A 25,123-nucleotide genomic window follows, 5' to 3' on the forward strand; every position below is an offset into this window, starting at 1 on the left:
TTACAGAACCTCCGGAGCAAGCGAGATGATCTTCATGAAGTTCTTCGCGCGCAGCTCGCGAACCACTGGCCCGAAGATACGGGTGCCCATTGGCTCGTTTGCATTGTTCAGGATAACTGCAGCATTACGGTCAAACCGGATTGCTGTGCCGTCTTCACGACGGACTTCTTTGGCGGTGCGAACGACGACGGCCTTGCGGACGTCCCCTTTTTTCACACGGCCACGCGGAATGGCTTCTTTCACCGATACAACGATGATGTCACCCACGGACGCGTAACGACGGTGCGAACCGCCGAGAACCTTGATGCACTGAACACGGCGAGCGCCGCTGTTGTCAGCAACATCCAGATTGGTCTGCATCTGGATCATTTGGTTTCTCCCGACCTTTGGGGGGCTTCATTGCCTACGTCCCCAGGGTTTCGTTAAAACTGAAAAGGTACAGGCCTAGCTGGCCAGCACTTCCCAGCGTTTCGTTTTCGAAATCGGTGCACATTCCTGAATGCGGACTGTATCGCCAACCTTGAATTCGTTCTTGGGATCGTGAGCCCGGTATTTTTTGGACTTACGAATGGTTTTCTTCAGAACAGGGTGTGTAAAGCGACGTTCAACCGAAACCGTTACGGTTTGTTCGTTCTGGTCACTTGTTACGGTGCCTGTGAGAATACGTTTGGGCATATCTAAAGGCTCCTATTCGTCAGCAGCTGCGGCTGCTGCTTTTTCGTTCAATATGGTCTTAACACGGGCTGCGTCACGGCGAACCGAACGCATACGCGACGTGCTTTCCAATTGCCCGGTGGCCTGTTGGAAGCGCAGGTTAAACGCTTCCTTCTTCAGGCTTGCCAGCTCTTCTTGCAGCTGGTCAGGCGTTTTGTCTCTTAGTTCCTGGGCGTTCATCGCCTATTCCTTTTTTTTCAACATCACCAGAAGGCCCCCTGACGGGTCACCCTGATTCCGGTGGAGTGCGTGGTGAAGTTGGCCGTATACGCAGGATTCGCGTGTATGGCAACCCTTCATATAAACAAACCCCCGCCAACATCGGCGGGGGTCTGAAACTATCCCGTAGGGCGGGGTTCACCCCGCCACCACTTTACCAGTCTTCGCGAACGATCGTGCGGGTTTTCACCGGCAGTTTCATCGCAGCAAGACGCAGGGCTTCGCGTGCAACGGCATCGGTTACACCGTCGATTTCAAACATGACACGACCTGGCTTGACCTTGGCCGCCCAGAAATCAACTGAACCTTTACCTTTACCCATCCGAACCTCGGTGGGCTTCGATGTGACCGGGGTATCCGGGAAGATACGGATCCAGACACGGCCCTGACGTTTCATGTGACGGGTCATTGCACGACGGGCTGCCTCGATCTGACGGGCGGTGATGCGGTTAGGCTCCACTGCTTTCAGGCCGTAAGTACCAAAGTTCAGGGTCGAGCCGCCTTTGGCCTGACCGTGAATCCGGCCCTTGTGCATTTTGCGAAATTTAGTGCGCTTTGGCTGTAGCATTTTTCAATACCTCCTTAGCGACGGCCGCCGGCACCACGAGGTGCAGGGCCTTGCTGGAGTTGCTCTAACCTACGGTCACGCGCTTGGGGATCGTGCTCCATGATCTCGCCTTTGAAGATCCAGACCTTGATCCCGATGATGCCATAGGCAGTCATCGCTTCTGCGTGTGCGTAGTCGATGTCGGCGCGCAGGGTGTGCAGCGGCACACGACCTTCACGATACCACTCGGTGCGGGCAATCTCGGCACCACCAAGACGACCGGCAACATTCACACGGATGCCTAGGGCCCCCATGCGCATGGTGTTTTGAACCGAACGCTTCATCGCGCGACGGAAGGACACACGGCGTTCCAGCTGCTGGGCGATATTCTCGGCAACCAGTTGCGCATCCATTTCCGGCTTGCGAACTTCGACGATGTTCAGGTGCAACTCGCTGTCGGTCATTGCGGCCAGTTTTTTACGCAGAGTTTCGATGTCTGCGCCTTTCTTGCCGATGATAACGCCGGGGCGTGCTGTGTGAACCGTAACGCGGCATTTCTTGTGCGGACGCTCGATGATTACACGGCTGATACCAGCCTGCTTGCAATCTTCTTTGATGAACTCGCGCATTTTGATGTCTTCCAGAAGAAGATTACCAAAATCCTTGGATTCCGCGTACCAGCGGCTGTCCCAGGTGCGGTTGATCTGCAGGCGCATGCCAATTGGATTAACCTTCTGACCCATTATGCTTGCTCCTCAACTTCGCGAACCAGAATAGTCAGCTCGGCAAATGGTTTTAGAATTTTGCCAAACCGGCCACGCGCCCGAGGGCGACCGCGCTTCATGGTCAGGTTTTTACCAACCCAGGCTTCGGCAACGATCAGCTCGTCAACGTCCAGATTGTGATTGTTTTCTGCATTCGCGATAGCCGACTGAAGACATTTCTTCACATCGTCCGAGATCCGCTTTTTGGAAAATGTCAGGTCTGACAGGGCCTTGTCCACTTTCTTGCCGCGGATCATTTGTGCGACCAGATTCAGTTTCTGCGGGCTTGTACGAAGCATACGGGTTTTGGCCATTGCTTCGTTGTCTGCCACGCGGCGTGCGTTTTTTTGCTTACCCATGACTAGCTCCGCTTCGCTTTTTTGTCGGCGGCATGGCCACGATAGGTCCGTGTCGGCGCATATTCACCGAACTTCTGACCAATCATGTCTTCGCTGACGTTTACGGGGATGTGTTTACGGCCGTTGTAAACGCCAAACGTCAAACCCACAAACTGGGGCAGGATCGTCGAGCGGCGTGACCAGATCTTGATAACTTCGTTGCGACCGGATTCTTTCGACGCTTCGGCTTTCTTCAGCACATAAGAGTCGACAAACGGGCCTTTCCATACAGAACGTGCCATATTTAACGCCCCTTCTTCTTAGCGTGACGCGACCGGATAATCAGGCTGCTCGACGCTTTTTTCTTGTTGCGGGTCCGCGCACCTTTGGTGGGCTTGCCCCAAGGCGATACAGGATGGCGACCACCCGATGTACGACCTTCACCACCACCGTGGGGGTGATCAACAGGGTTCATGACAACACCGCGAACAGAGGGGCGGATGCCCTTGTGACGGTTCCGGCCAGCCTTACCAAAGTTCTGGTTGGAATTGTCGGGGTTCGAAACGGCACCAACGGTGGCCATACATTCCTGACGCACCATGCGCAGTTCACCCGAAGACAGGCGGATCTGTGCGTAGCCACCATCACGGCCAACAAACTGGGCATATGTACCGGCAGCACGGGCGATTTGACCGCCTTTGCCTGGCTTCAGCTCGATGTTGTGGATGATTGTGCCGATGGGCATGCCGGAAAAGGGCATTGCGTTGCCGGGCTTTACGTCGGCCTTGGCCGAAGCAATCACCTGATCGCCAACTGCCAGACGCTGAGGGGCCAGGATATAGGCCTGCTCGCCGTCTTCATATTTGATCAGTGCGATGAATGCTGTGCGGTTCGGGTCATATTCGATCCGTTCAACCGTTGCGGCAACATCCATTTTGTTACGTTTAAAATCAACAATCCGGTACAGACGCTTTGCGCCCCCACCTTTGCGACGCATAGTGATCCGTCCGGTATTGTTCCGGCCGCCTTTTTTCGTCAAACCCTCTGTGAGGGCCTTGACGGGGCGTCCTTTCCAAAGCTCCGAACGGTCGATCAGAACCAACCCACGTTGGCCTGGCGTCGTCGGTTTATACGACTTTAGTGCCATGCTTTCTGTCTTCCGTTAGCTTTGAGACCTTGATTTTCATACAAAAACCTTGGCCTCGGTTACAAATAGACTCAGCCCCGAGCGAGTCGGGGCTGAGCTAGATTCGGTGCTTACTATCAGAGGCCTGTAGAGACGTCGATAGTGTTTCCCTCTTCAAGGGTCACATAAGCCTTTTTGATGTCTTTACGTGTGCCCAGCTGCCCGCGGAACCGCTTGACTTTGCCTTTGGTGATGGACGTATTCACGGCCTTCACCTTGACACCAAACAGGCTTTCGACGGCCTCTTTGATTTGCGGTTTGTTGGCGTCGATCGCCACTTCAAAAACAACAGCGTTATTTTCAGACGCCATAGTTGCTTTTTCTGTGATGATCGGCTTGCGGATCACATCGTAATGTTCTGCCTTCGCGCTCATTTCAGTCGAGCCTCCAGTGCTTCGACACCTGCTTTGGTCAACACCAGGGTGTCCCGCTTCAGGATGTCATAAACATTTGCGCCTTGCGAAGGCAGGATATCCAGACCTTCGATGTTGCGTGCTGCCTTGGCAAAGTTTTCATTTACTTCGGCACCATCAATCACCAGCGCGCGCTTCCAACCCAGTTCCTTGATCGCTTTGGCCAGAACCGAAGTTTTTGCATCCTTCAGATCAGCCGTGTCGATCACAACCAGTTCACCCGCTGTCGCCTTGGCAGACAGTGCGTGACGCAGACCCAGCTTGCGGAATTTCTTCGTAAGCTCGTGGCCGTGGCTGCGAGGGGTTGGACCTTTGTAAACACCACCACCGCGGAAGATCGGTGCCGAGCGAGCGCCGTGGCGTGCGCCACCGGTACCTTTTTGGCGATAAATCTTCTTGGTCGAGTAGCTTACTTCAGACCGTGTTTTCACCTTGTGAGTGCCGGCTTGCGCGTTGTTACGCTGCCAGCGCACCACACGGTGCAAAATGTCGGCACGTGGTTCCAGACCGAAAATCTCGTCGCCAAGATCAACAGAACCGGACTTTTTGCCATCAAGTTTGATTACGTCAAGTTTCATTCTTCAGAACTCCCCTCGGCTTGCTCTTCAGCAGGTGCCTCGGCAACAGCGGCTGATTTCAGCGCTGCTGGAAAAGGAACACCCTCGGGCAGTTTCTTTTTGACGGCGTCTTTGATCGTGACCCAGCCACCTTTTGAACCCGGAACAGCGCCTTTGACCATGATCAGGCCACGGTCGGCGTCTGTGCGAACAACTTCAAGGTTCTGCGTGGTTACACGGGCAGCACCCATGTGACCGGCCATCTTCTTGCCTTTGAACACCTTGCCAGGATCCTGACACTGACCGGTCGAACCATGCGAACGGTGGCTGATCGACACACCGTGAGTGGCGCGCAGCCCCCCAAAGTTGTGACGCTTCATAGCACCAGCAAAGCCTTTACCGATCGATGTACCGGATACATCGACTTTTTGCCCTTCAACGTAATGGTCGGCGGAAATTTCCTCGCCAACACCGATTAGGTTATCCTCGGATACCCGGAATTCGGCGATCTTACGCTTGGGCGCCACTTTGGCAGCTGCAAAATGGCCGCGCATCGCTTTGGATGTGCGTTTTGCTTTTGCCGTGCCGGCACCCAGTTGAACAGCCGTATAGCCATCTTTTTCAACTGTGCGGTTGGAAACAACCTGCAAGTTGTCGAGAAGAAGAACAGTCACAGGAATCTGTTTCCCGTCCTCCATGAAAAGACGGGTCATGCCCATCTTTTTTGCGATTACACCAGAGCGCATCTGTGTTGCCCTCCTTAAACCTTGATCTCGACGTCAACACCGGCCGCCAGATCGAGCTTCATCAGCGCGTCAACGGTTTGAGGTGTCGGGTCGACGATATCCAACAGGCGCTTGTGCGTGCGGATCTCGAATTGCTCACGGGATTTCTTGTCTACGTGGGGACCACGCAGAACGGTGAATTTTTCGATCTTGTTCGGCATTGGAATCGGACCGCGCACTGTGGCGCCTGTCCGCTTCGCGGTGTTGACAATCTCTTGTGTGCTGGCGTCCAGTACACGATAGTCAAACGCTTTTAGCCGAATGCGAATAGTCTGGCTTTGCATTTAATTAGCCTTTCGCGGCTCATAAGTTGATAGGAGGATCACCGGCTCATCCGGTGACCCTCGTCGAACCCGTATCGTTGGATTACTCGATGATTTTGGACACAACGCCGGCGCCCACAGTGCGGCCGCCTTCGCGGATCGCAAAGCGCAGGCCTTCTTCCATGGCGATCGGCGCAATCAGTTCGACTTCGAACTTCAGGTTGTCGCCGGGCATAACCATTTCTGTGCCCTCGGGCAGCGTTACCGTGCCGGTCACGTCCGTGGTCCGGAAGTAGAACTGCGGACGGTAGTTCGCAAAGAACGGCGTGTGACGGCCACCCTCGTCCTTGGTCAGGATATAGGCTTCGGCCTCGAACTTGGTGTGCGGATTAACCGAACCAGGTTTACACAGGATCTGCCCACGCTCGACACCATCACGGTCGATCCCGCGCAGCAGAACACCGACGTTGTCACCGGCTTCGCCGCGGTCCAGCAGCTTGCGGAACATTTCAACACCGGTACAGGTGGTTTTCTTGGTGTCGCGAATGCCGACGATTTCAATTTCGTCGCCAACATTGATCACGCCACGCTCGATACGGCCGGTTACAACAGTACCACGGCCGGAAATCGAGAACACATCCTCGATCGGCATCAGGAACGGCTGGTCAACAGCGCGTTCTGGTGTCGGGATATATTCGTCAACCGCTTTCATCAGTGCGCGGATCGAATTTTCACCGATTTCAGGATCGCGACCTTCCATGGCGGCCAGAGCCGAACCAGGGATCACAGGAATGTCGTCGCCGGGGTAGTCATAAGAGGACAGCAGTTCGCGGATCTCCATTTCAACCAGTTCCAGCAGCTCTTCGTCGTCGACCTGATCAACCTTGTTCATGTAGACAACCATGTAGGGGATGCCAACCTGACGGCCCAGCAGGATGTGCTCGCGGGTCTGGGGCATCGGGCCGTCAGCTGCGTTCACAACCAGAATGGCACCATCCATCTGCGCCGCACCGGTGATCATGTTCTTCACATAGTCGGCGTGGCCGGGACAGTCGACGTGCGCATAGTGGCGGGTGTCGGTTTCATATTCGACGTGGGCGGTCGAAATCGTAATCCCGCGCGCCTTTTCTTCGGGGGCGCCGTCGATGTCGTCATAGGCCTGAAAATCACCAAAATATTTGGTGATCGCTGCCGTCAATGTGGTTTTACCGTGGTCAACGTGGCCGATCGTGCCGATGTTAACGTGCGGTTTCGTACGTTCAAACTTTTCCTTAGCCATGGTGGCCTCCTTATATTTTACCCCTCGCTACGGCGCGGGGGACTTACCTGATTAATTCTTGAGCCAAGCTACGAAGGCGTCCGAGAAGCCGCCCAGCAATTTGTTCAAATCCTCGCCACTTTTGGCGTCCGATGCATTGCGTCCCATATTGATCAAAAGACCAATCGGAAGACCATTAAACGTGCTCTCGTTACGCTTTGCCTGATCCCAGTATCGGACCTGATCGATTTCACGCAACACACGTCCGCGACTATCCACAATCCGAACATTGGCAACAATTTCGTTTGCACCGCCAAAAGAACGCGCACCGGCTTCCTTGAGCTTCATCGAAACTATCGTCACCTGTGCCGTAGCAGAAGTAGCGCCGCCGGGAACCATGGCTGCTTTGGCCTTAAGATCTGCCTTCAGAGCAGCAATTGCAGCATCCCGAACAGCCTGATCCTCGAACCGGCCCTTAGCAGCATCCTTTGCGACAGACACCTGAACAGTACGAACTGTATAGGCCTTGACAACAGCAGGCTGTGTGACCGGCTCCGAGCCGCTCACACAGGCAGTAAGGAACATCAGAACCCCAAACAGAAACGGCATACGCATAACAGTCATTCACTCAACTCCGATTACGCGTATTTCGCTTGGATTTCTTCCGAGATATTCTGCGGAACAGGGTCATAATGGTCGAACAGCATCGAGAAGTTCGCACGGCCCGAAGACATGGACCGCAGGGTGTTGATGTAACCGAACATGTTGGCCAGCGGTACAAAAGCATCGATCGCAATCGCGTTGCCGCGTGTATCCTGCCCCTGAACCTGACCGCGACGCGATGTCAGATCGCCGATGATGTTACCGGTGTATTCTTCCGGTGTGATCACTTCGACTTTCATAATCGGCTCGAGCATCTTCGCGCCGGCCCGTTTCAGACCTTCACGCATGCACATACGGCCAGCAATTTCAAAGGCCAGAACCGAGGAGTCAACATCGTGGAACTTACCGTCGATCAGGGCAACCTTGAAGTCGATTACAGGGAAGCCGGCCAGCGGGCCGCTATCCATAACAGACTGGATGCCTTTTTCGACGCCCGGGATGTATTCCTTGGGGATCGAACCGCCAACAATGCGGCTTTCAAAGCTGTAGCCTTCGCCCGGCTTTGTCGGTGAAATGATCATTTTCACTTCAGCGAACTGACCAGAACCACCCGACTGTTTCTTGTGGGTATAGCTGTGCTCGACTTCGTGGCTAATCGTTTCACGGTATGCAACCTGCGGCGCACCGATGTTGGCTTCAACCTTGAATTCGCGCTTCAGACGATCCACCAGAATATCAAGGTGAAGTTCGCCCATACCCTTCATGATGGTTTGACCCGATTCAAAATCGGTTTCCACACGGAAGGATGGATCCTCGGCAGCCAGACGGGCCAGACCGGCCGACATTTTTTCTTGGTCGGCTTTGGTTTTAGGCTCGACGGCAATCTCGATTACCGGATCAGGGAAGGTCATTGTTTCCAGAACAACCGGATCGTTGATATCACAAAGCGTATCACCTGTGGTGGTCTGCTTCAGACCAGCCAGTGCGATAATATCGCCAGCAAAGGCTTCGTCGATCTCTTCGCGGTTGATCGAGTGCATCATCATCATCCGGCCAACGCGTTCTTTCTTGCCTTTGGTCGAGTTCAGGATGCTGTCGCCTTTCTTCAGCACGCCCGAATAGATGCGTGTGAAGGTCAGCGAACCAACGAAGGGGTCGTTCATGATTTTAAACGCCAGCGCCGAGAACGGCATGTTATCGTCCGCACGGCGGGGAATATCACGCGTTTCGGTTTCGTCTCCGGGCTTAAAGCCCATGTAATCAACAACATCCAGCGGGCTGGGCAGGAAATCGATTACAGCGTTCAACAGCGGCTGAACACCTTTGTTTTTAAAGGCGGAACCGGCCAGAATGGGGACGAATTTCATTTCGATGGTGCCCATGCGGATCAGTTTACGCAGAGTTTCGACATCCGGTTCGTTGCCGTCCAGATAGGCCTCCATTGCGTCATCGTCCATGTCGACAGCAAGTTCGATCATGGTGGCGCGTCGGTCGTTGGCTTCTTCTTGCAGCTCGGGGCGAATATCATGCAGCTCCCAAGATGCACCAAGATCTTCACCAACCCAAACCCACTCCTGCATGGTGATCAGATCAACAATGCCTTCAAGCTCGGTTTCAGCACCGATCGGGAACTGGACGGGGCAAGGAATAGCACCCGTACGGTCTTTGATCATTTCCACACAATTCTGGAAGTTCGCGCCGATTTTGTCCATCTTGTTGACGAACACAATCCGCGGAACCTTGTAACGGTCAGCCTGACGCCAAACAGTTTCTGTTTGCGGCTCGACACCGGCGTTGGCGTCCAGCAGAGCAATAGCACCATCCAGAACGGCCAGCGAACGCTCGACTTCAATCGTGAAGTCAACGTGGCCGGGCGTATCGATGATGTTCATCCGGTGCTTTTCGGTCTCTTCGGATTTGCCATCCGTGGTCCGCGCCCAGAAAGTGGTGGTCGCAGCCGAAGTAATGGTGATGCCACGCTCCTGCTCCTGCTCCATCCAGTCCATTGTCGCAGCGCCATCGTGCACTTCGCCAATGTTGTGGGATTTCCCAGTGTAATACAGAATCCGTTCGGTACAGGTGGTTTTACCTGCATCAATGTGGGCCATGATACCAAAGTTGCGGTACCGTTCTAGTGGATATTCGCGTGCCATTTTCTCGGGCCTAACCTTAAAGTTTTACCAGCGGTAATGGCTGAAAGCTTTGTTCGCTTCGGCCATTTTGTGGGTGTCTTCGCGTTTCTTGACGGCTGTACCGCGGCTGGAAACCGCGTCCATCAATTCGCCCGCCAGACGCTCTTCCATTGTGTTCTCGTTGCGCTTGCGGGCAGCGATGATCAACCAACGGATCGCCAGCGCTTCGCGGCGCTCGGGGCGAACTTCGACAGGCACCTGATAGGTAGCACCACCAACCCGGCGCGAACGAACTTCGACCGACGGTTTAATGTTGTCGAGTGCTTCGTGGAAGACCTCGACAGGGGCGCGCTTCAGTTTCTCTTCAACGCGGTCAAAGGCGTTGTAAACGATGCGCTCGGCGGCAGATTTTTTGCCGTCGATCATCAGGTTATTCATGAATTTCGAAAGAATGCGGTCGCCAAATTTGGCGTCCGGCAAGATTTCGCGTTTTTCTGCAGCGTGGCGACGTGACATCTCGCTCTCTCCTTATTTCGGCTTCTTCGCGCCGTATTTCGAGCGGCGTTGTTTACGGTCTTTGACGCCCTGGGTATCCAGCACACCACGCAGGATGTGATAACGGACACCCGGAAGGTCTTTTACACGACCGCCGCGAATCAGAACCACAGAGTGCTCCTGAAGGTTGTGGCTTTCGCCCGGGATGTAGCTGATCACCTCGAAACCGTTGGTCAGGCGAACCTTCGCAACTTTCCGCATAGCGGAGTTCGGCTTTTTCGGTGTCGTTGTGTAGACGCGTGTGCAGACGCCGCGTTTTTGCGGGCATCCCTGCATATGCAGCGACTTCGAGCGTTTTACTTTAGGCTGCCGTGGTTTGCGGATCAGCTGTTGTATCGTTGGCATTCCGGTCTATCCCCGTGTTGCAACACATTAAAAATTTCACGCGGACCGTATGCCCGCACAGCGCAAAAGCCACATGCGCCCCCAATTTCAGGGACGATATGGCGGGTACCAGAGGATCGGAGCGCCAGCCCGGATCTTGACCACTACTAGTTCTGAGTCGGGCATAAAGGGAATACACCCTGCCCAAGTGGTCGCCGTATATGGGGAGTCGCAGCGTCTGTCAACAGAGTGTGTGCAATACATTTCACTTCGTAGACCAGAAGCATAGCACCGTCACTTAGCTTTGTCATAGCAGGGGCTTATTATAATCGTTTTACTGCTCATTTAAATCGCGGGTTTTTCCCGCAATCTGAGCCACCGTTTTTTTCAGCGAGTCCGCGATGTAATTTGCTATATCAGACGTGTCCACTGCTCTCGTAATATTTAACCCACCTGTAAGAACCGCAAGCATTGCCCAAGCCCGCCCAAGACGATTTGTTTTCGACCCATCCGCAAGCCCTTCCGCAAAGATATCAGCTATTTCGCTCATCTTTAATTCATAGATTTTGCGTAGTTCTTTGCTGGCCCGCGCCATCTCGGGGGTCAGAGTGGTCATTGCACAGCCACACGCCAAATCGTCACGGTGTGGTCTACCCAAATAGTAGTCCGCAAAATCGACAACCCACGATAGGCCGGATTTGCGCTGGAATATTGGCACCTCCGCAATAACCTCGTCCAAACCCGCGATCAGCGCCTCCTGAAAGGCTGCGTCTTTTGACCCGAAATGGGCGTAAAATGCACCGGATGTCACACCAGCGGCTTTGGCAATCCCATCAACTCCTATCCCGGCATAACCCTGGCTTCGGAAACCTTGCCCAGCTGCGTCCAGAATACGGTTTCTGGTTTGCTCTTTTTTTGTAAGTGGCTGCTCCATTCGTTTCTCCGCTATATAACGATCGTTATTTTTCCTTGACAATATAACGACCGCTATATTACCACAATATAGTGATCGTTATATATCTTGATACCCAGAACTGCAATCCCGCGGATATGGCCCTGCCCAATACGGAGAACCTGATAACCACACCACCAACCCATTGGATAAATCGACGCGAAGTGTTGCACGCAGCCGCTGCAACATTTGCCACAACCACCTTTGGCACAACCCGGTCGTTCGCCACAACAAAGCAAGAGGAAAGCACAATGAAGACCAAAGCCTTTGTATATACGGAAATGCAAAACTCAGTTCCCTTTAATGATGTGCCCTGGGCCGACCTAAACGAGCAAATCGCCCAAGAACCCGGAGAGGTGGTCGCGGAAATTCGGACTAGTTGTTAAGGTGGATCGACTTATGAGAAAAACGATTCAAAATGACGAAACGAAAGAACCATTCTCCCGAATTCAAAGCCCGCGTTGCGCTTGAAGCAATCCGCGAGGAAATGACGATGGCGGAGCTGTCGAAGAAGTATGGTGTGCATCCAACCCAGATTGGCACATGGAAACGAGCAGCGATTGAAAACATGGCCACGGCATTTTCCAGACGGGGCCGTGATCCTGATCGGGTTGATGAAGCCCAGATTGAGAAGCTGCACTCCAAGATTGGTCAGCTGGTCGTGGAACGGGATTTTTTAGCCAACGCCTCGCAACAGTTGCTCGGGAAGCGAGGCAAAAAATGGTGAGCCGTGAGCATGATCTGAGTGTGCGACGACAATGCGGGCTACTTTCTCTGGCGCGCTCGAACCTGTATTACCAGCCAAAAGGCGAAAGTGCTGAAAATTTGCGGTTCATGACAATAATCGACAAGCAATTCTTGCAGACGCCGTGGTATGGATCACGGCAAATGGCCCGGCACATGCAGCGCCAAGGTTACAAGTGTGGTCGCCACAGGGTCCGCCGTTTGATGCGGCTGATGCGGTTGGTTCCGATCTACCAGACGCCCAACACGAGCAAGAAACATCCGCAGCATAAGATCTACCCGTATCTGCTGCGAGACCTGACGATTGATCGTCCAAACCATGTGTGGTGCGTAGATATCACCTACATTCCGATGCAGCGCGGGTTCCTCTATTTGGTCGCGATCATGGACTGGCACAGCCGCAAGGTTTTGAGCTGGAGATTGTCAAACAGCATGGAGGCAGATTTTTGCGTTGAAGCCCTGAAAGAGGCTATGGCCAAATACGGCAAGCCCGATATCATGAACAGCGACCAGGGCAGCCAGTTCACCGGGTTTGAATGGACGCAGGCGCTGAAAGAAGCCGACGTGAAAATCTCGATGGATGGCAAAGGTCGCTGGGTCGATAACCGGATGATCGAGCGGCTTTGGCGATCCTTGAAATACGAATGCATTTACCTCAACGCATTTGAAACGGGTTCGCAGACCCGCGCCGGGATCGGGAAATGGTTGGCTTACTACAACACCGAGCGCCCGCATTCCACCCACGGAATATTGACCCCGGATGAAGCCTATGACAGAAAAACAAAACCAATGAGTTTGGCAGCCTAAATGAAACCCTGATCCATCTTAAACTGGCTGCTGACTGGTCAAAAAAGTGGGACCACCTCTCGGATTCCTGAACAAAACATGGTTTTCAGGAGTTGGCAGTCAGGCGGTTGGCGGTATTTATTCTTTTGATAGCGTTGAAAATGCACAGCATTATTGCACCCACTTCTTTCCCGCCGTCTCCAGACAATTCGGCGTTGCCCAAACCACCCGTTTGTTTGATGCAACCATCGTAAAAGATGCCAGCCTTGATATGGGGTCACCCCATTTTGGCACAAGACCCATCCGCAAACCGGGCGCATTCGTCTATACGGAAGTTCAGGTAAATATCCCTTTCGACAAAGCACCATGGCGGGATCGAAATCCAGTGCTGAAACAGCAAAAGGGCCTGATCTCGAAGCTGTGGTTAAGCGGGTTGCACACCAACACCCTAGGCGGTGTCGATGCCTTTGACACAATCGAGAACGCGCTTGCCTTTGCTATCGACGATTTTCCAAAAACCACGGCGAAAATGAACGCAGCTTACTACACGCGGGTTTTCGACGCCAACGCGACCGAAGCGGCAAGCCGGGGCCTGAATTCTCCCTACTACCTCTAACAAATACTGTGGCGAGCTGTGGGAGACACAGCCCGCAGGCTCTACCCCCAAAGGCCACAACTATGAATGCAAAAAACGACATATCAGCACAAACCATCCCCACACGCATCCTTTACACGATGATACGCGTTGCAAACCTTGAGCACTCACTTGCATTTTACCGCGATGTTTTAGGCATGCACGAGGTGCGGCGCGAAACCTTTACAGAAGGCCGTTTTACACTTGTGTTTGTTGGTTACAGGGCTGAAACAGAAAATGCCGTGATTGAGCTTACCTACAATTGGGACAAAACAAGTTACCTGCACGGCACGGGCTTCGGGCATATCGCACTTGAAGTCCCGGACATTCATGGAGCATGCGAACGGTTTTCCCGAATGGGGGTTAAAATCGTGAGAGCGCCGGGACCGATGACCTTGGCCGTTGATGAGACCGGACATCGTGAAACGATTGCTTTTATCGAAGACCCGGACGGGTATCGCATAGAGTTAATTCAGACATGAGGCCTACCCAAATATGCATGGATTAATGGAGACACCCGCCGTATCTTATCTACAGGCGTAAATGATCCACATCACATGATTGCCCCATTGTTATTGACCGGTATAAAAACGCCATGATAAATAGGAAAAAACCGAATACAGGACGATCGCAACATGCAAGGCAGCCTCGCTCTGACAGCAATGCGCAACGAGGGGCCGTTTATTCTGGAATGGGTGGCGTGGCAAAAGATGCTGGGCTTTGAAAACATCCTGATCCTGCACAATGACTGCACCGACCATTCCCCACAATTGCTGCGCCTGCTGGATCGTGTCGGCGAGGTATCGGCCAAACGCCACACCCCGCGTGAAGGCCACACCCCGCGTGAAGGCCACAGCCCGCAGGCCGAGGCCTATCGCACGGCCCGTCGCAACCGGCTGGTAAAACAGGCAGAATGGATGTTCACCAGCGACGTTGACGAATTTCTAGTGATCCACAAAGGCAACGGCAGCATTGGCGCATTATTGAACAATGGCGACGTGCCATTCGCCGCGATGGCAATCAACTGGCGCCTGTTTGGCGGGGCAGGTCACAGGAAGTGGCAGGATGCCCTTGTTCATCGACGTTTTACCTATTCCAGCGAACCCGGTTTCAGGCGCAACAGCGTGATCAAAAGCTTTGTGCACCATCCCCGCCTGTATGAGCGCCTGAATGCCCATTGCGCCAGCAGTTGGCGCGGCAAGGGGATATGGGGCGAAGGCGGGAATTACTGGGCGCTTAGTGACGGTTCACGGTTTGACGAATTCCACCCCAACAAACACCCGCAAAACGCCGTGCCCGATGATCGCAAGCTGCATCGCATTGCCGAAGTCCACCATTATGCCGTGCGCAGTCATGAGGAGTTCAGTTTCAAAAAAGGGCGTCCTGCGGCGTCCGATTTTGCGGACCGATATACAGACACCTTTCGCAAAACGCTGGATCGAAACGAGGTCGAAAACCTTGCCGTATCGACCTATCGCAAACGGTTTGACACGGAATATGACCGCCTGTGCCAGATCCCCGGTGTGATGCGGCTGCATCATCTGTGCTGTGCCGATTACGTTGCCGGTATGTGCACGAAACGCGGCGATGATCCGGCGGCGGATGAACGCTATCTATACCACAAGGAAATGGCACAAAAACTACCTCGCAATTAGCGTTTTGCGATCTGGCGTTCCCGATAAAAGGTAAAGGCCCCCATCGCCACAACAATCGCTATGCCCAGCATGGTCAGCCCGTCCGGCCAATCCCCAAACACCACGAACCCCAGCAACAAAGCCCACAACAGGCTGGTATAGCGGAATGGTGCAATGAAACTGATTTCGCCTAACCGCATGGTCATCACGCTGCACAGATAGCCGCCGATTATGAAAAACGTCGCCCCTGCCAACAATGCGGCCGACTGCCGCTGACGGGTACCCATTCGCCCCCTATGGCGCCAATGGCGGCGAATGTCACCACACCGGTTGCGCCGATCAGGGCAATTGTGACCGAAGACACACCGGCAGACAGCCGCCGGGCGCATAGATCGCGAACAGTAACAAAGGCAACGGCAATCAGCGCGTAAAACGCATAGCTGTTAAACCCGTCCACACTGGGGCGCACGATGATCATCACCCCGACAAAGCCGATCATAATCGCCACCAGTCGTCGCCAGCCCAAAGGCTCGCCAAACAGCATCGCGCCGGTCAGGGTGACGGTCAGCGGCAACACCTGCAGAATGGCCGTGATATTGGCAATCGGCATTTCCCGCAGGGCGGTGATAAAGAAATAGGTCGCCCCAACATCCGCCATAGTGCGCAGCGCAACCAGAAACCAGTCTCGCCGTGGCAGGCGGAAATCCAGCCCGCCCAGCCAGCGCGAGACCAGCACCATGAAAAATACCGTCGCCAGACCACGCAACAGGATGGCCTGAAACAGCGGCAAATCCTTTAACACCACTTTCATGCAGGCATCGTTAAAGACAAAGGCCGCCATACTGCCCATCATCAAAAGCGCACCGCGCATATTGTCCGAGAGTGCCCGCATCACGTGTCGTCTTTCATGTCAGAATTGCAGCCGCCCCGTATTATTCGGGCCGCCCGGCGGAACTCTAGCGGGGAATTTAGCCGCTGGGTATCCCTGAAATGCAAAAGGCCCCCGCACATTCATGCAGGGGCCTGTTTGAATTTTATGCGCTGCGTTTTTACTCGCGGCTTTCCGGTGTATCCACCAGACCGCTATCAAACACGTTATCATCGTCAACAACGTCGGCACCGCCGCCAATATCTTCCGTCGGCGCAACCAATGCGGCAGCAGCTTCGGCTTCTTTGCGGCGGGCTTCGATCACCACATTATCGCGCTCTTGTGCAATCTTGCGGGTCTGCATCGTTGCCCCGCCGGTCCCGGCAGGGATCAGACGGCCAACGATCACGTTCTCTTTCAAACCGACCAGCTTGTCTTTCTTGCCCTGAACCGATGCTTCGGTCAGAACCCGCGTGGTTTCCTGGAACGAGGCCGCCGAGATGAACGAACGGGTCTGCAAGGACGCCTTGGTGATCCCCAGCAGGATCGGCTCGCCTTTGGCCTCGCGAACGCCTTTGGCTTTCGCCTTTTCGTTGGCGGCGTCAAACTCGGCCTTGTCGACATGTTCGCCTTTCAGCAATGTGGTTTCACCGCTGTCCAGGATTTCCCATTTCTGCAGCATCTGGCGCACGATCACTTCGATATGCTTATCGTTGATCTTCACGCCTTGCAGACGGTAAACATCCTGAACCTCGTCCACCATGTAGTTGGCCAAAGCCTCGACCCCCATAACCGCAAGAATATCGTGCGGGGCAGGGTTGCCGTCCATGATGTATTCACCCTTCTGGATGAAGTCGCCCTCGGCCACAGGAATGTGCTTGCCTTTGGGCACCATGTATTCAACCGGCTCCATCGTTTCATCGGCTGGTTCGATCGAGATGCGGCGCTTGTTCTTGTAGTCGCGGCCATAGCGCACATAACCATCAATTTCAGCGATGATTGCGTGGTCTTTGGGACGACGGGCTTCGAACAGTTCGGCCACACGCGGCAGACCACCGGTGATGTCCTTGGTTTTCGCACCTTCACGCGGGATACGCGCAATCACGTCGCCAGCCTTGACCTCTTGACCGTCTTCAACCGACAGAATGGCATCTACCGACATTGCATAGGTCATCGGGTGACCGGCTGCGTTGGTTACAGCTTCGCCTTTCTTGTCCAGAATGATGATTTCCGGCTTCAGGTCGTTGCCTTTGGGCGCGGTGCGCCAATCGACAACGATCTTCTGGGTCATGCCTGTGGCATCATCGGTTTCTTCACGAACGGCCACACCGGCAACCAGATCAACGTATTTCACGGTACCTGCCTTTTCGGTGATGATCGGCAGGGTGTATGGATCCCATTCGTACAGCTTGTCGCCGCGTTCGACCTTCTGGCCTTCTTTCACATGCACCTTCGAGCCGTATGTCAGCTTGTGATGGGCACGTTCCTGGCCGTTTTCGTCGGTGATCACCAATTGCATGCTGCGGCCCATGACGATCATCTCGCCATTGGCGTTTTTCAGCAGATTGGCGTTTTTCAGCAGATTGGCGTTTTTGAAACCGACTGTGCCGGCTTGCGATGCTTCCTGGAACGACTGTTGGCCACCCTGCGCAATACCGCCAATGTGGAACGTCCGCATTGTCAGCTGTGTGCCGGGTTCACCAATCGACTGCGCCGCGATAATCCCGACCGCTTCGCCCTGGTTCACCAGGGTGCCGCGGGCAAGGTCACGACCGTAACAGGCCGCACATACGCCCTCTTCCGCTTCGCACGTCAGCGGTGAGCGCATGCGGATCGAGGCCAGATCGGCTTTTTCGATCCGGTCTGCCATATGCTCGTCGATCAGCTCGTTCTTGCGGACGATCACTTCGTCGGTGCCCGGAACCAGAATGTCTTCGGCAGCCACACGGCCCAGAACACGTTCGGACAGCGTTGCAACCACTTCGCCATCATTCACAGCCGCCGATGCGGTAATCGAGTTTTCAGTACCGCAATCATGCTCCCGCACGATACAGTCCTGCGCAACGTCCACCAGACGACGGGTCAGATAGCCCGAGTTCGCCGTTTTAAGCGCCGTATCGGCCAGACCTTTACGCGCGCCGTGGGTCGAGTTGAAATACTCAAGCACCGTCAGGCCTTCTTTAAAGTTCGAGATAATCGGCGTTTCGATAATCTCGCCCGAAGGTTTGGCCATCAGACCACGCATACCGCCCAGCTGTTTCATCTGCGCGGGGGAACCACGTGCGCCCGAGTGGGCCATCATGTAAACACTGTTCGGCTCCATCTCGGCGCCCGCATCATCCACACGCATCGCCGACATTTCCGACATCATCGCTTCCGCAACTTCGTCGGAACATTTCGACCAGGCATCCACAGCTTTGTTGTATTTTTCGCCCTGTGTAATCAGGCCGTCCATATACTGCTGTTCGAATTCTTTAACCTGTTCGCGAACACCATTGACGATGTCCCATTTGTTGTCCGGGATCAGCATGTCGTCTTTACCAAACGAAATACCGGCCTTGAACGCTTCGCGGAAACCGACAGTCATGATCTGGTCACAGAAAATAACCGACTCTTTTTGACCGCAATAACGGTAAACCGTATCAATCACCTGCTGCACTTCTTTCTTGCGCAGCAAACGGTTGACCAGATCGAACGGGGATTTGGCGTTCAGCGGCAGCAAGGCCCCCAAACGCATCCGGCCCGGTGTGGTTTCAAAGCGCTTCAGCACTTCGTTGCCTTCTTCGTCGATCTGTTTGATCCGCGCGGTGATCTTGGCGTGCAGGTGCACTTCGCCCGCATCCAGTGCGTGTTGCACTTCTTCGACGCTGGCAAAGATCATGCCTTCGCCTTTCATGCCCTTACGCTCCATCGTGACATAATAAAGTCCAAGGATCATATCCTGCGACGGTACGATAATCGGCGCGCCGTTGGCAGGGGACAACACGTTGTTGGTCGACATCATCAGCACGCGCGTTTCTAGCTGGGCCTCAAGGCTCAGCGGGACGTGGACCGCCATCTGGTCACCGTCAAAGTCGGCGTTGAACGCGGAACAAACCAGCGGGTGCAGTTGAATGGCCTTACCTTCGATCAGCGTGGGTTCAAACGCCTGAATGCCCAAACGGTGTAGCGTTGGCGCACGGTTCAGCATCACTGGGTGTTCGCGGATCACTTCGTCCAGAATATCCCAAACCTCGGGGCGTTCTTTTTCGACCAGCTTTTTCGCCTGCTTCACGGTCGAGGACATGCCTTTGGCTTCAAGCCGCGAGTAGATGAACGGCTTGAACAGTTCCAGCGCCATCTTTTTGGGCAGACCACATTGGTGCAGCTTCAATTCCGGTCCGGTCACAATCACCGAACGACCGGAAAAGTCGACACGTTTCCCCAAAAGGTTCTGACGGAAACGGCCTTGCTTACCCTTCAACATGTCGGACAGCGATTTCAGTGGGCGTTTGTTGGCCCCTGTAATCACGCGACCACGGCGGCCGTTGTCGAACAGCGCATCCACGGATTCTTGTAACATACGTTTTTCATTACGCACGATGATATCGGGCGCACGCAGTTCGATCAGGCGTTTCAGGCGGTTGTTCCGGTTGATCACGCGGCGATACAGATCGTTCAGATCGGATGTCGCGAAACGGCCACCGTCCAGCGGCACCAGCGGGCGCAGCTCGGGCGGGATCACAGGCACAACGGTCATGATCATCCATTCCGGGCGGTTGCCCGATTCAAGGAAGGCCTCAACAATTTTCAGACGCTTGATGATCTTTTTCGGCTTTAGTTCGCCAGTGGCCACGGCCAAATCGGCACGCAGGGCTTCGGCTTCGCCTTCCAAATCAATCTGGCTCAGCATTTCACGGATGGCTTCGGCGCCAATGCCCGCGGTGAATGCGTCCATGCCATAGGCATCCTGCGCATCCATGTGTTCCTCTTCCGACATCAACTGACCATATTGCAGGTCGGTCAGGCCGGGTTCAATCACAACGTAGTTCTCGAAATACAGGATACGTTCCAGATCACGCAGGGTCATATCCAGCATCAGGCCGATGCGCGATGGCAACGATTTCAGAAACCAGATATGCGCAACAGGCGCGGCCAACTCAATGTGGCCCATGCGTTCGCGGCGCACTTTTTGCAGCGTCACTTCGACACCACATTTCTCGCAGACAACGCCGCGATACTTCATGCGCTTGTATTTACCGCACAGACATTCGTAATCTTTGACAGGGCCAAAGATACGCGCGCAGAACAGGCCGTCGCGTTCGGGCTTGAACGTGCGATAGTTGATGGTTTCGGGTTTCTTGATTTCCCCGAAAGACCACGAAAGGATGCGCTCGGGCGATGCCAGCGATACCTTGATCTCGTCAAACACCTTGGGGGGTGTCAGCGGGTTAAACGGGTTGTTTGTCAGTTCCTGGTTCATTTTGATACCTCAAATTGGGTTGCAGATGGGTGGGGGGATCGGGGCGCTTGCCCCTTAATCCTCACCCTCCGCATCCAGGAGTTCCATGTTCAGGCCCAAACCGCGGACCTCTTTTACCAGCACGTTAAAGCTTTCTGGCACACCGGCTTCAAAGTTGTCTTCACCTTTGACGATGCTTTCGTAAACTTTGGTCCGCCCTGCAACGTCATCCGACTTGACTGTCAGCATTTCCTGCAGCGTATACGCCGCACCATATGCTTCCAGCGCCCAGACTTCCATTTCCCCGAAACGCTGGCCACCGAACTGGGCTTTACCACCCAGAGGCTGCTGCGTGACAAGGCTGTAAGGACCGGTCGAACGCGCGTGAATTTTGTCATCCACAAGGTGATGCAGTTTCAGCAGATACTTCATGCCAACCGTCACAGGGCGCGCGAATTGCTCGCCTGTGCGGCCATCATAAAGGATCGACTGTGCACTGCTGGTAAAGCCGGCCCGCGCAAGAGAATCGTTGATGTCCTCTTCCTTGGCACCATCAAATACCGGCGTGGCAATCGGCACACCGCGGGTCACGTTGCCTGCCGCTGTAAGCAGTTGATCCTCATCCATATCCTTGATGCCTTCTTCGTAGGCACCTTCGCCATAAGCGTTTTTCATGGCTTCACGAACCGGGGTCAGATCGCCGGAACGGCGATAGGCCTGCAGCGCGTCATCAATCTTCAGACCCAGACCGCGCGCGGCCCACCCCATGTGGGTTTCAAGGATCTGCCCGACGTTCATACGCGACGGCACACCCAGCGGGTTCAGACAGAAATCAACCGGCGTCCCGTCTTCAAGGAACGGCATGTCCTCCATCGGGACAACGCGGGAAATAACACCCTTGTTCCCGTGACGACCAGCCATTTTATCACCCGGCTGCAGCTTGCGCTTGACCGCGATGAACACCTTGACCATTTTCATCACACCCGGAGGCAGATCATCGCCACGGCGAACCTTTTCGACCTTGTCTTCAAAACGGGCATCCAACACGCGTTTCTGCGCCTCGTATTGCTCGTTCAGGGCTTCAACCTCGGCGGCGTCTTTTTCGTCGCCCAGTGCCAGCTGCCACCACTGGCCCTTGGACAACATGCCCAACAGCTCTTCGGTGATTTCAGACTTGGGTTTTACACCTTTGGGGCCTTTCACAGCCACTTTGCCCAGAATCATGCCTTTCAAACGCGCATAGGTGTTGCGGTCCAGAATGCCCAATTCGTCATCACGGTCACGGGCAAGGCTTTCAACCTCTTCCCGCTCGATCTGCAAGGCGCGTTCATCTTTTTCCACACCATGGCGGTTAAACACGCGCACCTCGACAACCGTGCCGAAATCGCCAGGTTTGACCCGCAGCGATGTATCGCGAACGTCGGATGCCTTTTCCCCAAAGATGGCCCGCAGAAGTTTTTCTTCGGGTGTCATCGGGCTTTCGCCCTTGGGGGTGATTTTACCGACCAGAATATCGCCCGGCTGAACTTCGGCGCCGATATAAACGATACCGGCTTCGTCCAGATTGCGCAGGGCTTCTTCGCCAACGTTCGGGATGTCGCGGGTAATTTCCTCGGGGCCGAGTTTCGTATCGCGTGCGGCGACTTCGAATTCCTCGATGTGAACCGAAGTATAAACATCGTCACGAACGATACGTTCCGAGATCAGGATCGAGTCCTCGTAGTTATAGCCATTCCACGGCATAAACGCGACCATGATGTTTTTGCCCAGTGCCAGTTCCCCCATATCGGTGGACGGACCATCGGCGATCACTTCGCCTTTGCCAACCTTGTCACCCACTTTGATCAGCGGGCGCTGGTTGATGCAGGTGTTCTGGTTAGACCGCTGGAATTTGCGCAGACGGTAAATGTCAACACCCGGATCACCGATTTCCAAATCCTCGGTTGCGCGGACCACGATACGCGTAGCATCGACCTGGTCAATCACACCACCACGACGGGCCATAATGGCCGCGCCGGAATCGCGGGCAACGACTTCTTCAATCCCTGTGCCAACCAAAGGCGCTTCGGCCCGCAGCAGCGGCACAGCCTGACGCATCATGTTCGAGCCCATCAGCGCACGGTTGGCGTCATCGTTTTCAAGGAACGGAATAAGCGAGGCCGCAACAGATACCAGCTGTTTCGGGCTAACGTCGATCAGGTCCACGTTTTCACGCGGACTAAGCAGGTAGTCGCCGGATTTACGGCTGGAGACCAGATCGTTTTCGAACCGGCCTTCGGCATCCAGATGCGCGTTGGCCTGCGCCACGGTGTGGCGCATTTCTTCGGTCGCGGACATGTATTGCACTTCGTCCGTTACCTGCGCATCGACAACCTTGCGATAGGGGGTTTCGATAAAGCCGTATTTGTTCACACGCGCGAAGGTGGCCAGAGAGTTGATCAGACCAATGTTCGGACCCTCGGGTGTTTCAATCGGACACATGCGGCCATAGTGGGTTGGATGCACATCGCGCACCTCGAAACCGGCACGTTCGCGGGTCAGACCACCCGGCCCAAGCGCGGACAGGCGGCGTTTGTGCGTCACCTCGGACAGCGGGTTGGTCTGGTCCATGAACTGCGACAGCTGCGACGAGCCGAAGAATTCGCGAACCGCAGCCGCGGCCGGTTTGGCGTTGATCAGATCCTGCGGCATCACTGTGTCGATTTCAACCGACGACATACGCTCTTTGATTGCGCGCTCCATGCGCAGCAGACCAACGCGGTACTGGTTTTCCATCAACTCGCCAACGGAACGGACACGACGGTTTCCAAGGTGGTCAATATCGTCGACCTGACCCTTACCGTCGCGCAGTTCAACCAGCGCCTTGATGCAGGCAATGATGTCTTCGCGGCGCAAGGTGCGCTGGGTGTCGTCAGCATCCAGGTTCAGACGCATGTTCATTTTCACACGGCCAACGGCGGACAGATCGTAACGCTCGCTGTCAAAGAACAGTGTGTCAAACAGGGCCGAAGCGGATTCAACGGTGGGCGGCTCGCCGGGGCGCATCACACGGTAGATGTCCATCAGCGCGGTGTCGCGACCCATGTTTTTGTCTACCGCCAGCGTGTTGCGGATGTAGGGGCCAACATTGATGTTGTCGATATCCAGAACCGGAATATCGGTGATACCAGCATCCAGCAGTTCCTTCAGGGTGCCGCCAATGACTTCGCCTTCTTTATCCAGCTCTTGCGTCAACTCGTCCCCGGCTTCGACGTAAATCGCACCGGTTTCTTCATTGATGATGTCCTTGGCAACGAATTTGCCGACAATCTGGTCAAACGGCAGCAACAGGTTTGTGACCTTGCCTTCGTCAATCAGCTTTTTCACTGCACGCGGGGTGACCTTTTTACCGGCTTCGGCAATAACCTTGCCGGTTTTGGCATCCACCAGATCAAAGGTGGGACGTGTGCCGCGCACACGGTCGGGGAAGAACTTGGTGACCCAGCCCTTGTTCTTCTTCAGTTTGTAATCAACGGTGTCGTAATAGGCATCCATGATGCCTTCCTGATCCAGACCCAGCGCATACAGCAGGGTTGTCACGGGCAGCTTGCGACGACGGTCGATGCGGGCAAAAACGATATCTTTGGCATCGAATTCGAAATCCAGCCACGAACCGCGGTAGGGAATAATGCGGCAGGTGAACAGCAGTTTGCCCGACGAATGGGTTTTACCCTTGTCGTGGTCAAAGAACACACCGGGCGAACGGTGCATCTGCGAAACAATCACCCGTTCAGTGCCGTTCACAACGAATGTGCCGTTCGGAGTCATCAAGGGCATGTCACCCATGAACACGTCTTGTTCCTTGATGTCTTTGACCGATTTGGCGCCTGTATCTTCGTAGATATCAAACACGATCAAACGCAGAGTGACTTTCAGCGGGGCCGAATAGGTCATATCGCGCTGCTGACATTCCTCGACATCGTACTTTGGCTTTTCCAGGTCGTATTTCACGAATTCCAGAATGGCAGTTTCGTTGAAATCCTTGATCGGGAAAACCGACTGGAAAACACCGTTGATGCCTTCACCGTCCATCGGTTCCAACTGATCGCCGGACTTCAGGAACAATTCATAGGAAGATTTCTGAACCTGAATCAGGTTCGGCATTTCCAGAACTTCACGGATTTTGCCGTAATATTTACGCAGCCGCTTTTGGCCAAGATAAAATTGCGCCATTTGTATTGTCGCCTTTCAATTTGCTCGCGGGTGCGCTGGCTGTCTGGGCCACAGCAACGCGCCGCACATGCAACTGGATCACGGTCTATTCTCGCAAGCCTCCCATTGGCTTGCTCTCGTACCTTGAACCAAGTCTTGGAAAACGCTTTGGACAAAAGCCCTTTCCAAGACAGGTTCGGCTGAACCCGGATTTC

26 protein-coding genes are annotated in these 25,123 nt (G+C 54.5%); 4 read left to right on the top strand and 22 right to left on the bottom strand.

Translation table 11 applies throughout. The features are described from left to right. The 18 genes from rplN to ACQY4M_RS20620 all read right to left on the bottom strand — a co-directional run bounded on the left by rplN (position 1) and on the right by ACQY4M_RS20620 (position 11,592). Positions 1-369 (bottom strand): 50S ribosomal protein L14, encoded by a 369-nt coding sequence (gene rplN / locus ACQY4M_RS20535; protein ID WP_428548083.1) that lies wholly within the window; start codon positions 367-369, stop codon positions 1-3. Between the two features lie 75 nt (positions 370-444). Continuing rightward, positions 445-675 carry a 30S ribosomal protein S17 gene (gene rpsQ, locus ACQY4M_RS20540; protein ID WP_428548086.1) on the bottom strand — a complete coding sequence of 77 codons (231 nt, stop codon included), beginning with the start codon at positions 673-675 and terminating at the stop codon, positions 445-447. Positions 676-687: 12 nt separating this feature from the next. After that, complete coding sequence (gene rpmC, locus ACQY4M_RS20545; RefSeq protein WP_428548089.1) at positions 688-894, bottom strand: 50S ribosomal protein L29; 207 nt, start codon at positions 892-894, stop codon at positions 688-690. A gap of 193 nt (positions 895-1,087) precedes the next feature. Next, complete coding sequence (gene rplP, locus ACQY4M_RS20550; protein WP_118941220.1) at positions 1,088-1,501, bottom strand: 50S ribosomal protein L16; 414 nt, start codon at positions 1,499-1,501, stop codon at positions 1,088-1,090. 14 nt (positions 1,502-1,515) lie between these two features. Then, complete coding sequence (gene rpsC, locus ACQY4M_RS20555) at positions 1,516-2,223, bottom strand: 30S ribosomal protein S3 (protein WP_118941219.1); 708 nt, start codon at positions 2,221-2,223, stop codon at positions 1,516-1,518. Then, positions 2,223-2,603: a 50S ribosomal protein L22 gene (gene rplV / locus ACQY4M_RS20560; RefSeq protein WP_428548094.1), complete on the bottom strand. Its 381-nt coding sequence runs from the start codon at positions 2,601-2,603 to the stop codon at positions 2,223-2,225. The genes rpsC and rplV overlap by 1 nt, the downstream gene beginning before the upstream one ends. 2 nt (positions 2,604-2,605) lie before the next feature. Beyond that, positions 2,606-2,884: a 30S ribosomal protein S19 gene (rpsS, locus tag ACQY4M_RS20565; protein ID WP_428548097.1), complete on the bottom strand. Its 279-nt coding sequence runs from the start codon at positions 2,882-2,884 to the stop codon at positions 2,606-2,608. A 2-nt stretch (positions 2,885-2,886) separates the two neighbouring features. Then, on the bottom strand, positions 2,887-3,729 hold the full coding sequence (gene rplB / locus ACQY4M_RS20570; protein WP_428548100.1) for a 50S ribosomal protein L2: 843 nt from the start codon (positions 3,727-3,729) through the stop codon (positions 2,887-2,889). A 116-nt stretch (positions 3,730-3,845) separates the two neighbouring features. Continuing rightward, the gene (locus tag ACQY4M_RS20575; RefSeq protein WP_428548103.1) at positions 3,846-4,142 is read right to left on the bottom strand and encodes a 50S ribosomal protein L23; all 297 of its coding nucleotides are present in this window, start codon (positions 4,140-4,142) and stop codon (positions 3,846-3,848) included. Further along, positions 4,139-4,759, bottom strand: coding sequence for a 50S ribosomal protein L4 (rplD, locus tag ACQY4M_RS20580; protein WP_428548106.1), 621 nt, complete (start codon positions 4,757-4,759; stop codon positions 4,139-4,141). Before rplD ends, ACQY4M_RS20575 begins: the two co-directional genes overlap by 4 nt. Further along, positions 4,756-5,484 (bottom strand): 50S ribosomal protein L3, encoded by a 729-nt coding sequence (gene rplC, locus ACQY4M_RS20585; RefSeq protein WP_118941213.1) that lies wholly within the window; start codon positions 5,482-5,484, stop codon positions 4,756-4,758. Before rplC ends, rplD begins: the two co-directional genes overlap by 4 nt. Positions 5,485-5,498: 14 nt before the next feature. After that, a complete protein-coding gene (gene rpsJ / locus ACQY4M_RS20590) occupies positions 5,499-5,807 on the bottom strand; it encodes a 30S ribosomal protein S10 (RefSeq protein WP_118941212.1) in 309 nt (102 codons plus the stop codon). An 82-nt stretch (positions 5,808-5,889) separates the two neighbouring features. Continuing rightward, entirely contained in the window at positions 5,890-7,065 is a 1,176-nt protein-coding gene (gene tuf / locus ACQY4M_RS20595; RefSeq protein ID WP_428548110.1) for an elongation factor Tu, read from the bottom strand. 51 nt (positions 7,066-7,116) lie between these two features. Beyond that, on the bottom strand, positions 7,117-7,668 hold the full coding sequence (locus ACQY4M_RS20600) for a hypothetical protein (RefSeq protein ID WP_428548113.1): 552 nt from the start codon (positions 7,666-7,668) through the stop codon (positions 7,117-7,119). Positions 7,669-7,682: 14 nt separating this feature from the next. Continuing rightward, the gene (fusA, locus tag ACQY4M_RS20605; protein WP_428548116.1) at positions 7,683-9,800 is read right to left on the bottom strand and encodes an elongation factor G; all 2,118 of its coding nucleotides are present in this window, start codon (positions 9,798-9,800) and stop codon (positions 7,683-7,685) included. Between the two features lie 24 nt (positions 9,801-9,824). Further along, positions 9,825-10,295, bottom strand: coding sequence for a 30S ribosomal protein S7 (gene rpsG, locus ACQY4M_RS20610; protein WP_118941209.1), 471 nt, complete (start codon positions 10,293-10,295; stop codon positions 9,825-9,827). A 12-nt stretch (positions 10,296-10,307) separates the two neighbouring features. Next, positions 10,308-10,679 (bottom strand): 30S ribosomal protein S12, encoded by a 372-nt coding sequence (gene rpsL / locus ACQY4M_RS20615; RefSeq protein ID WP_118941208.1) that lies wholly within the window; start codon positions 10,677-10,679, stop codon positions 10,308-10,310. A gap of 313 nt (positions 10,680-10,992) precedes the next feature. After that, positions 10,993-11,592 carry a TetR/AcrR family transcriptional regulator gene (locus tag ACQY4M_RS20620; RefSeq protein ID WP_428548120.1) on the bottom strand — a complete coding sequence of 200 codons (600 nt, stop codon included), beginning with the start codon at positions 11,590-11,592 and terminating at the stop codon, positions 10,993-10,995. 436 nt (positions 11,593-12,028) lie between these two features. On the opposite strand from ACQY4M_RS20620, the gene ACQY4M_RS20625 reads away from it, so the two are divergent. The 4 genes from ACQY4M_RS20625 to ACQY4M_RS20640 all read left to right on the top strand — a co-directional run bounded on the left by ACQY4M_RS20625 (position 12,029) and on the right by ACQY4M_RS20640 (position 15,429). Continuing rightward, positions 12,029-13,161, top strand: a protein-coding gene (locus ACQY4M_RS20625; protein WP_428539245.1) for an IS3 family transposase whose coding sequence is annotated in 2 segments (ribosomal slippage) — positions 12,029-12,281 and positions 12,281-13,161 — 1,134 coding nt in all. Because the reading frame shifts where the segments join, the coding sequence is not laid out codon by codon here. 46 nt (positions 13,162-13,207) lie between these two features. Next, positions 13,208-13,756 (top strand): hypothetical protein, encoded by a 549-nt coding sequence (locus ACQY4M_RS20630; protein ID WP_428548123.1) that lies wholly within the window; start codon positions 13,208-13,210, stop codon positions 13,754-13,756. Between the two features lie 62 nt (positions 13,757-13,818). After that, complete coding sequence (gloA, locus tag ACQY4M_RS20635) at positions 13,819-14,256, top strand: lactoylglutathione lyase (RefSeq protein WP_428548126.1); 438 nt, start codon at positions 13,819-13,821, stop codon at positions 14,254-14,256. 153 nt (positions 14,257-14,409) lie between these two features. Continuing rightward, positions 14,410-15,429, top strand: a complete 1,020-nt coding sequence (locus tag ACQY4M_RS20640; protein WP_428548129.1) for a glycosyltransferase family 2 protein — start codon at positions 14,410-14,412, stop codon at positions 15,427-15,429. Here ACQY4M_RS20640 and ACQY4M_RS20645 read toward each other — a convergent pair. From ACQY4M_RS20645 to rpoB, 4 genes are all read right to left on the bottom strand, one after another. Continuing rightward, a complete protein-coding gene (locus ACQY4M_RS20645; protein ID WP_428548132.1) occupies positions 15,426-15,695 on the bottom strand; it encodes a hypothetical protein in 270 nt (89 codons plus the stop codon). The genes ACQY4M_RS20640 and ACQY4M_RS20645 overlap by 4 nt on opposite strands. Beyond that, positions 15,638-16,300, bottom strand: coding sequence for a DMT family transporter (locus ACQY4M_RS20650; protein ID WP_428548135.1), 663 nt, complete (start codon positions 16,298-16,300; stop codon positions 15,638-15,640). The genes ACQY4M_RS20645 and ACQY4M_RS20650 overlap by 58 nt, the downstream gene beginning before the upstream one ends. 157 nt (positions 16,301-16,457) lie before the next feature. Beyond that, a complete protein-coding gene (gene rpoC, locus ACQY4M_RS20655; RefSeq protein ID WP_428548138.1) occupies positions 16,458-20,738 on the bottom strand; it encodes a DNA-directed RNA polymerase subunit beta' in 4,281 nt (1,426 codons plus the stop codon). A gap of 54 nt (positions 20,739-20,792) precedes the next feature. After that, complete coding sequence (gene rpoB, locus ACQY4M_RS20660) at positions 20,793-24,929, bottom strand: DNA-directed RNA polymerase subunit beta (protein ID WP_428548141.1); 4,137 nt, start codon at positions 24,927-24,929, stop codon at positions 20,793-20,795. Positions 24,930-25,123: the final 194 nt, after the last annotated feature.

Source organism: Profundibacter sp. (assembly GCF_965277155.1).
Classification (GTDB): Bacteria; Pseudomonadota; Alphaproteobacteria; order Rhodobacterales; family Rhodobacteraceae; genus Profundibacter.

What these genes read in the sequence shown, in the direction of transcription:
- rplN (WP_428548083.1), bottom strand. Translation starts at nt 369, where the DNA reads ATGATCCAGATGCAGACCAATCTGGATGTTGCTGACAACAGCGGCGCT.
- rpsQ (WP_428548086.1), bottom strand. Translation starts at nt 675, where the DNA reads ATGCCCAAACGTATTCTCACAGGCACCGTAACAAGTGACCAGAACGAA.
- rpmC (WP_428548089.1), bottom strand. Translation starts at nt 894, where the DNA reads ATGAACGCCCAGGAACTAAGAGACAAAACGCCTGACCAGCTGCAAGAA.
- rplP (WP_118941220.1), bottom strand. Translation starts at nt 1,501, where the DNA reads ATGCTACAGCCAAAGCGCACTAAATTTCGCAAAATGCACAAGGGCCGG.
- rpsC (WP_118941219.1), bottom strand. Translation starts at nt 2,223, where the DNA reads ATGGGTCAGAAGGTTAATCCAATTGGCATGCGCCTGCAGATCAACCGC.
- rplV (WP_428548094.1), bottom strand. Translation starts at nt 2,603, where the DNA reads ATGGGTAAGCAAAAAAACGCACGCCGCGTGGCAGACAACGAAGCAATG.
- rpsS (WP_428548097.1), bottom strand. Translation starts at nt 2,884, where the DNA reads ATGGCACGTTCTGTATGGAAAGGCCCGTTTGTCGACTCTTATGTGCTG.
- rplB (WP_428548100.1), bottom strand. Translation starts at nt 3,729, where the DNA reads ATGGCACTAAAGTCGTATAAACCGACGACGCCAGGCCAACGTGGGTTG.
- ACQY4M_RS20575 (WP_428548103.1), bottom strand. Translation starts at nt 4,142, where the DNA reads ATGAGCGCGAAGGCAGAACATTACGATGTGATCCGCAAGCCGATCATC.
- rplD (WP_428548106.1), bottom strand. Translation starts at nt 4,759, where the DNA reads ATGAAACTTGACGTAATCAAACTTGATGGCAAAAAGTCCGGTTCTGTT.
- rplC (WP_118941213.1), bottom strand. Translation starts at nt 5,484, where the DNA reads ATGCGCTCTGGTGTAATCGCAAAAAAGATGGGCATGACCCGTCTTTTC.
- rpsJ (WP_118941212.1), bottom strand. Translation starts at nt 5,807, where the DNA reads ATGCAAAGCCAGACTATTCGCATTCGGCTAAAAGCGTTTGACTATCGT.
- tuf (WP_428548110.1), bottom strand. Translation starts at nt 7,065, where the DNA reads ATGGCTAAGGAAAAGTTTGAACGTACGAAACCGCACGTTAACATCGGC.
- ACQY4M_RS20600 (WP_428548113.1), bottom strand. Translation starts at nt 7,668, where the DNA reads ATGACTGTTATGCGTATGCCGTTTCTGTTTGGGGTTCTGATGTTCCTT.
- fusA (WP_428548116.1), bottom strand. Translation starts at nt 9,800, where the DNA reads ATGGCACGCGAATATCCACTAGAACGGTACCGCAACTTTGGTATCATG.
- rpsG (WP_118941209.1), bottom strand. Translation starts at nt 10,295, where the DNA reads ATGTCACGTCGCCACGCTGCAGAAAAACGCGAAATCTTGCCGGACGCC.
- rpsL (WP_118941208.1), bottom strand. Translation starts at nt 10,679, where the DNA reads ATGCCAACGATACAACAGCTGATCCGCAAACCACGGCAGCCTAAAGTA.
- ACQY4M_RS20620 (WP_428548120.1), bottom strand. Translation starts at nt 11,592, where the DNA reads ATGGAGCAGCCACTTACAAAAAAAGAGCAAACCAGAAACCGTATTCTG.
- gloA (WP_428548126.1), top strand. Translation starts at nt 13,819, where the DNA reads ATGAATGCAAAAAACGACATATCAGCACAAACCATCCCCACACGCATC.
- ACQY4M_RS20640 (WP_428548129.1), top strand. Translation starts at nt 14,410, where the DNA reads ATGCAAGGCAGCCTCGCTCTGACAGCAATGCGCAACGAGGGGCCGTTT.
- ACQY4M_RS20645 (WP_428548132.1), bottom strand. Translation starts at nt 15,695, where the DNA reads ATGGGTACCCGTCAGCGGCAGTCGGCCGCATTGTTGGCAGGGGCGACG.
- ACQY4M_RS20650 (WP_428548135.1), bottom strand. Translation starts at nt 16,300, where the DNA reads ATGCGGGCACTCTCGGACAATATGCGCGGTGCGCTTTTGATGATGGGC.
- rpoC (WP_428548138.1), bottom strand. Translation starts at nt 20,738, where the DNA reads ATGAACCAGGAACTGACAAACAACCCGTTTAACCCGCTGACACCCCCC.
- rpoB (WP_428548141.1), bottom strand. Translation starts at nt 24,929, where the DNA reads ATGGCGCAATTTTATCTTGGCCAAAAGCGGCTGCGTAAATATTACGGC.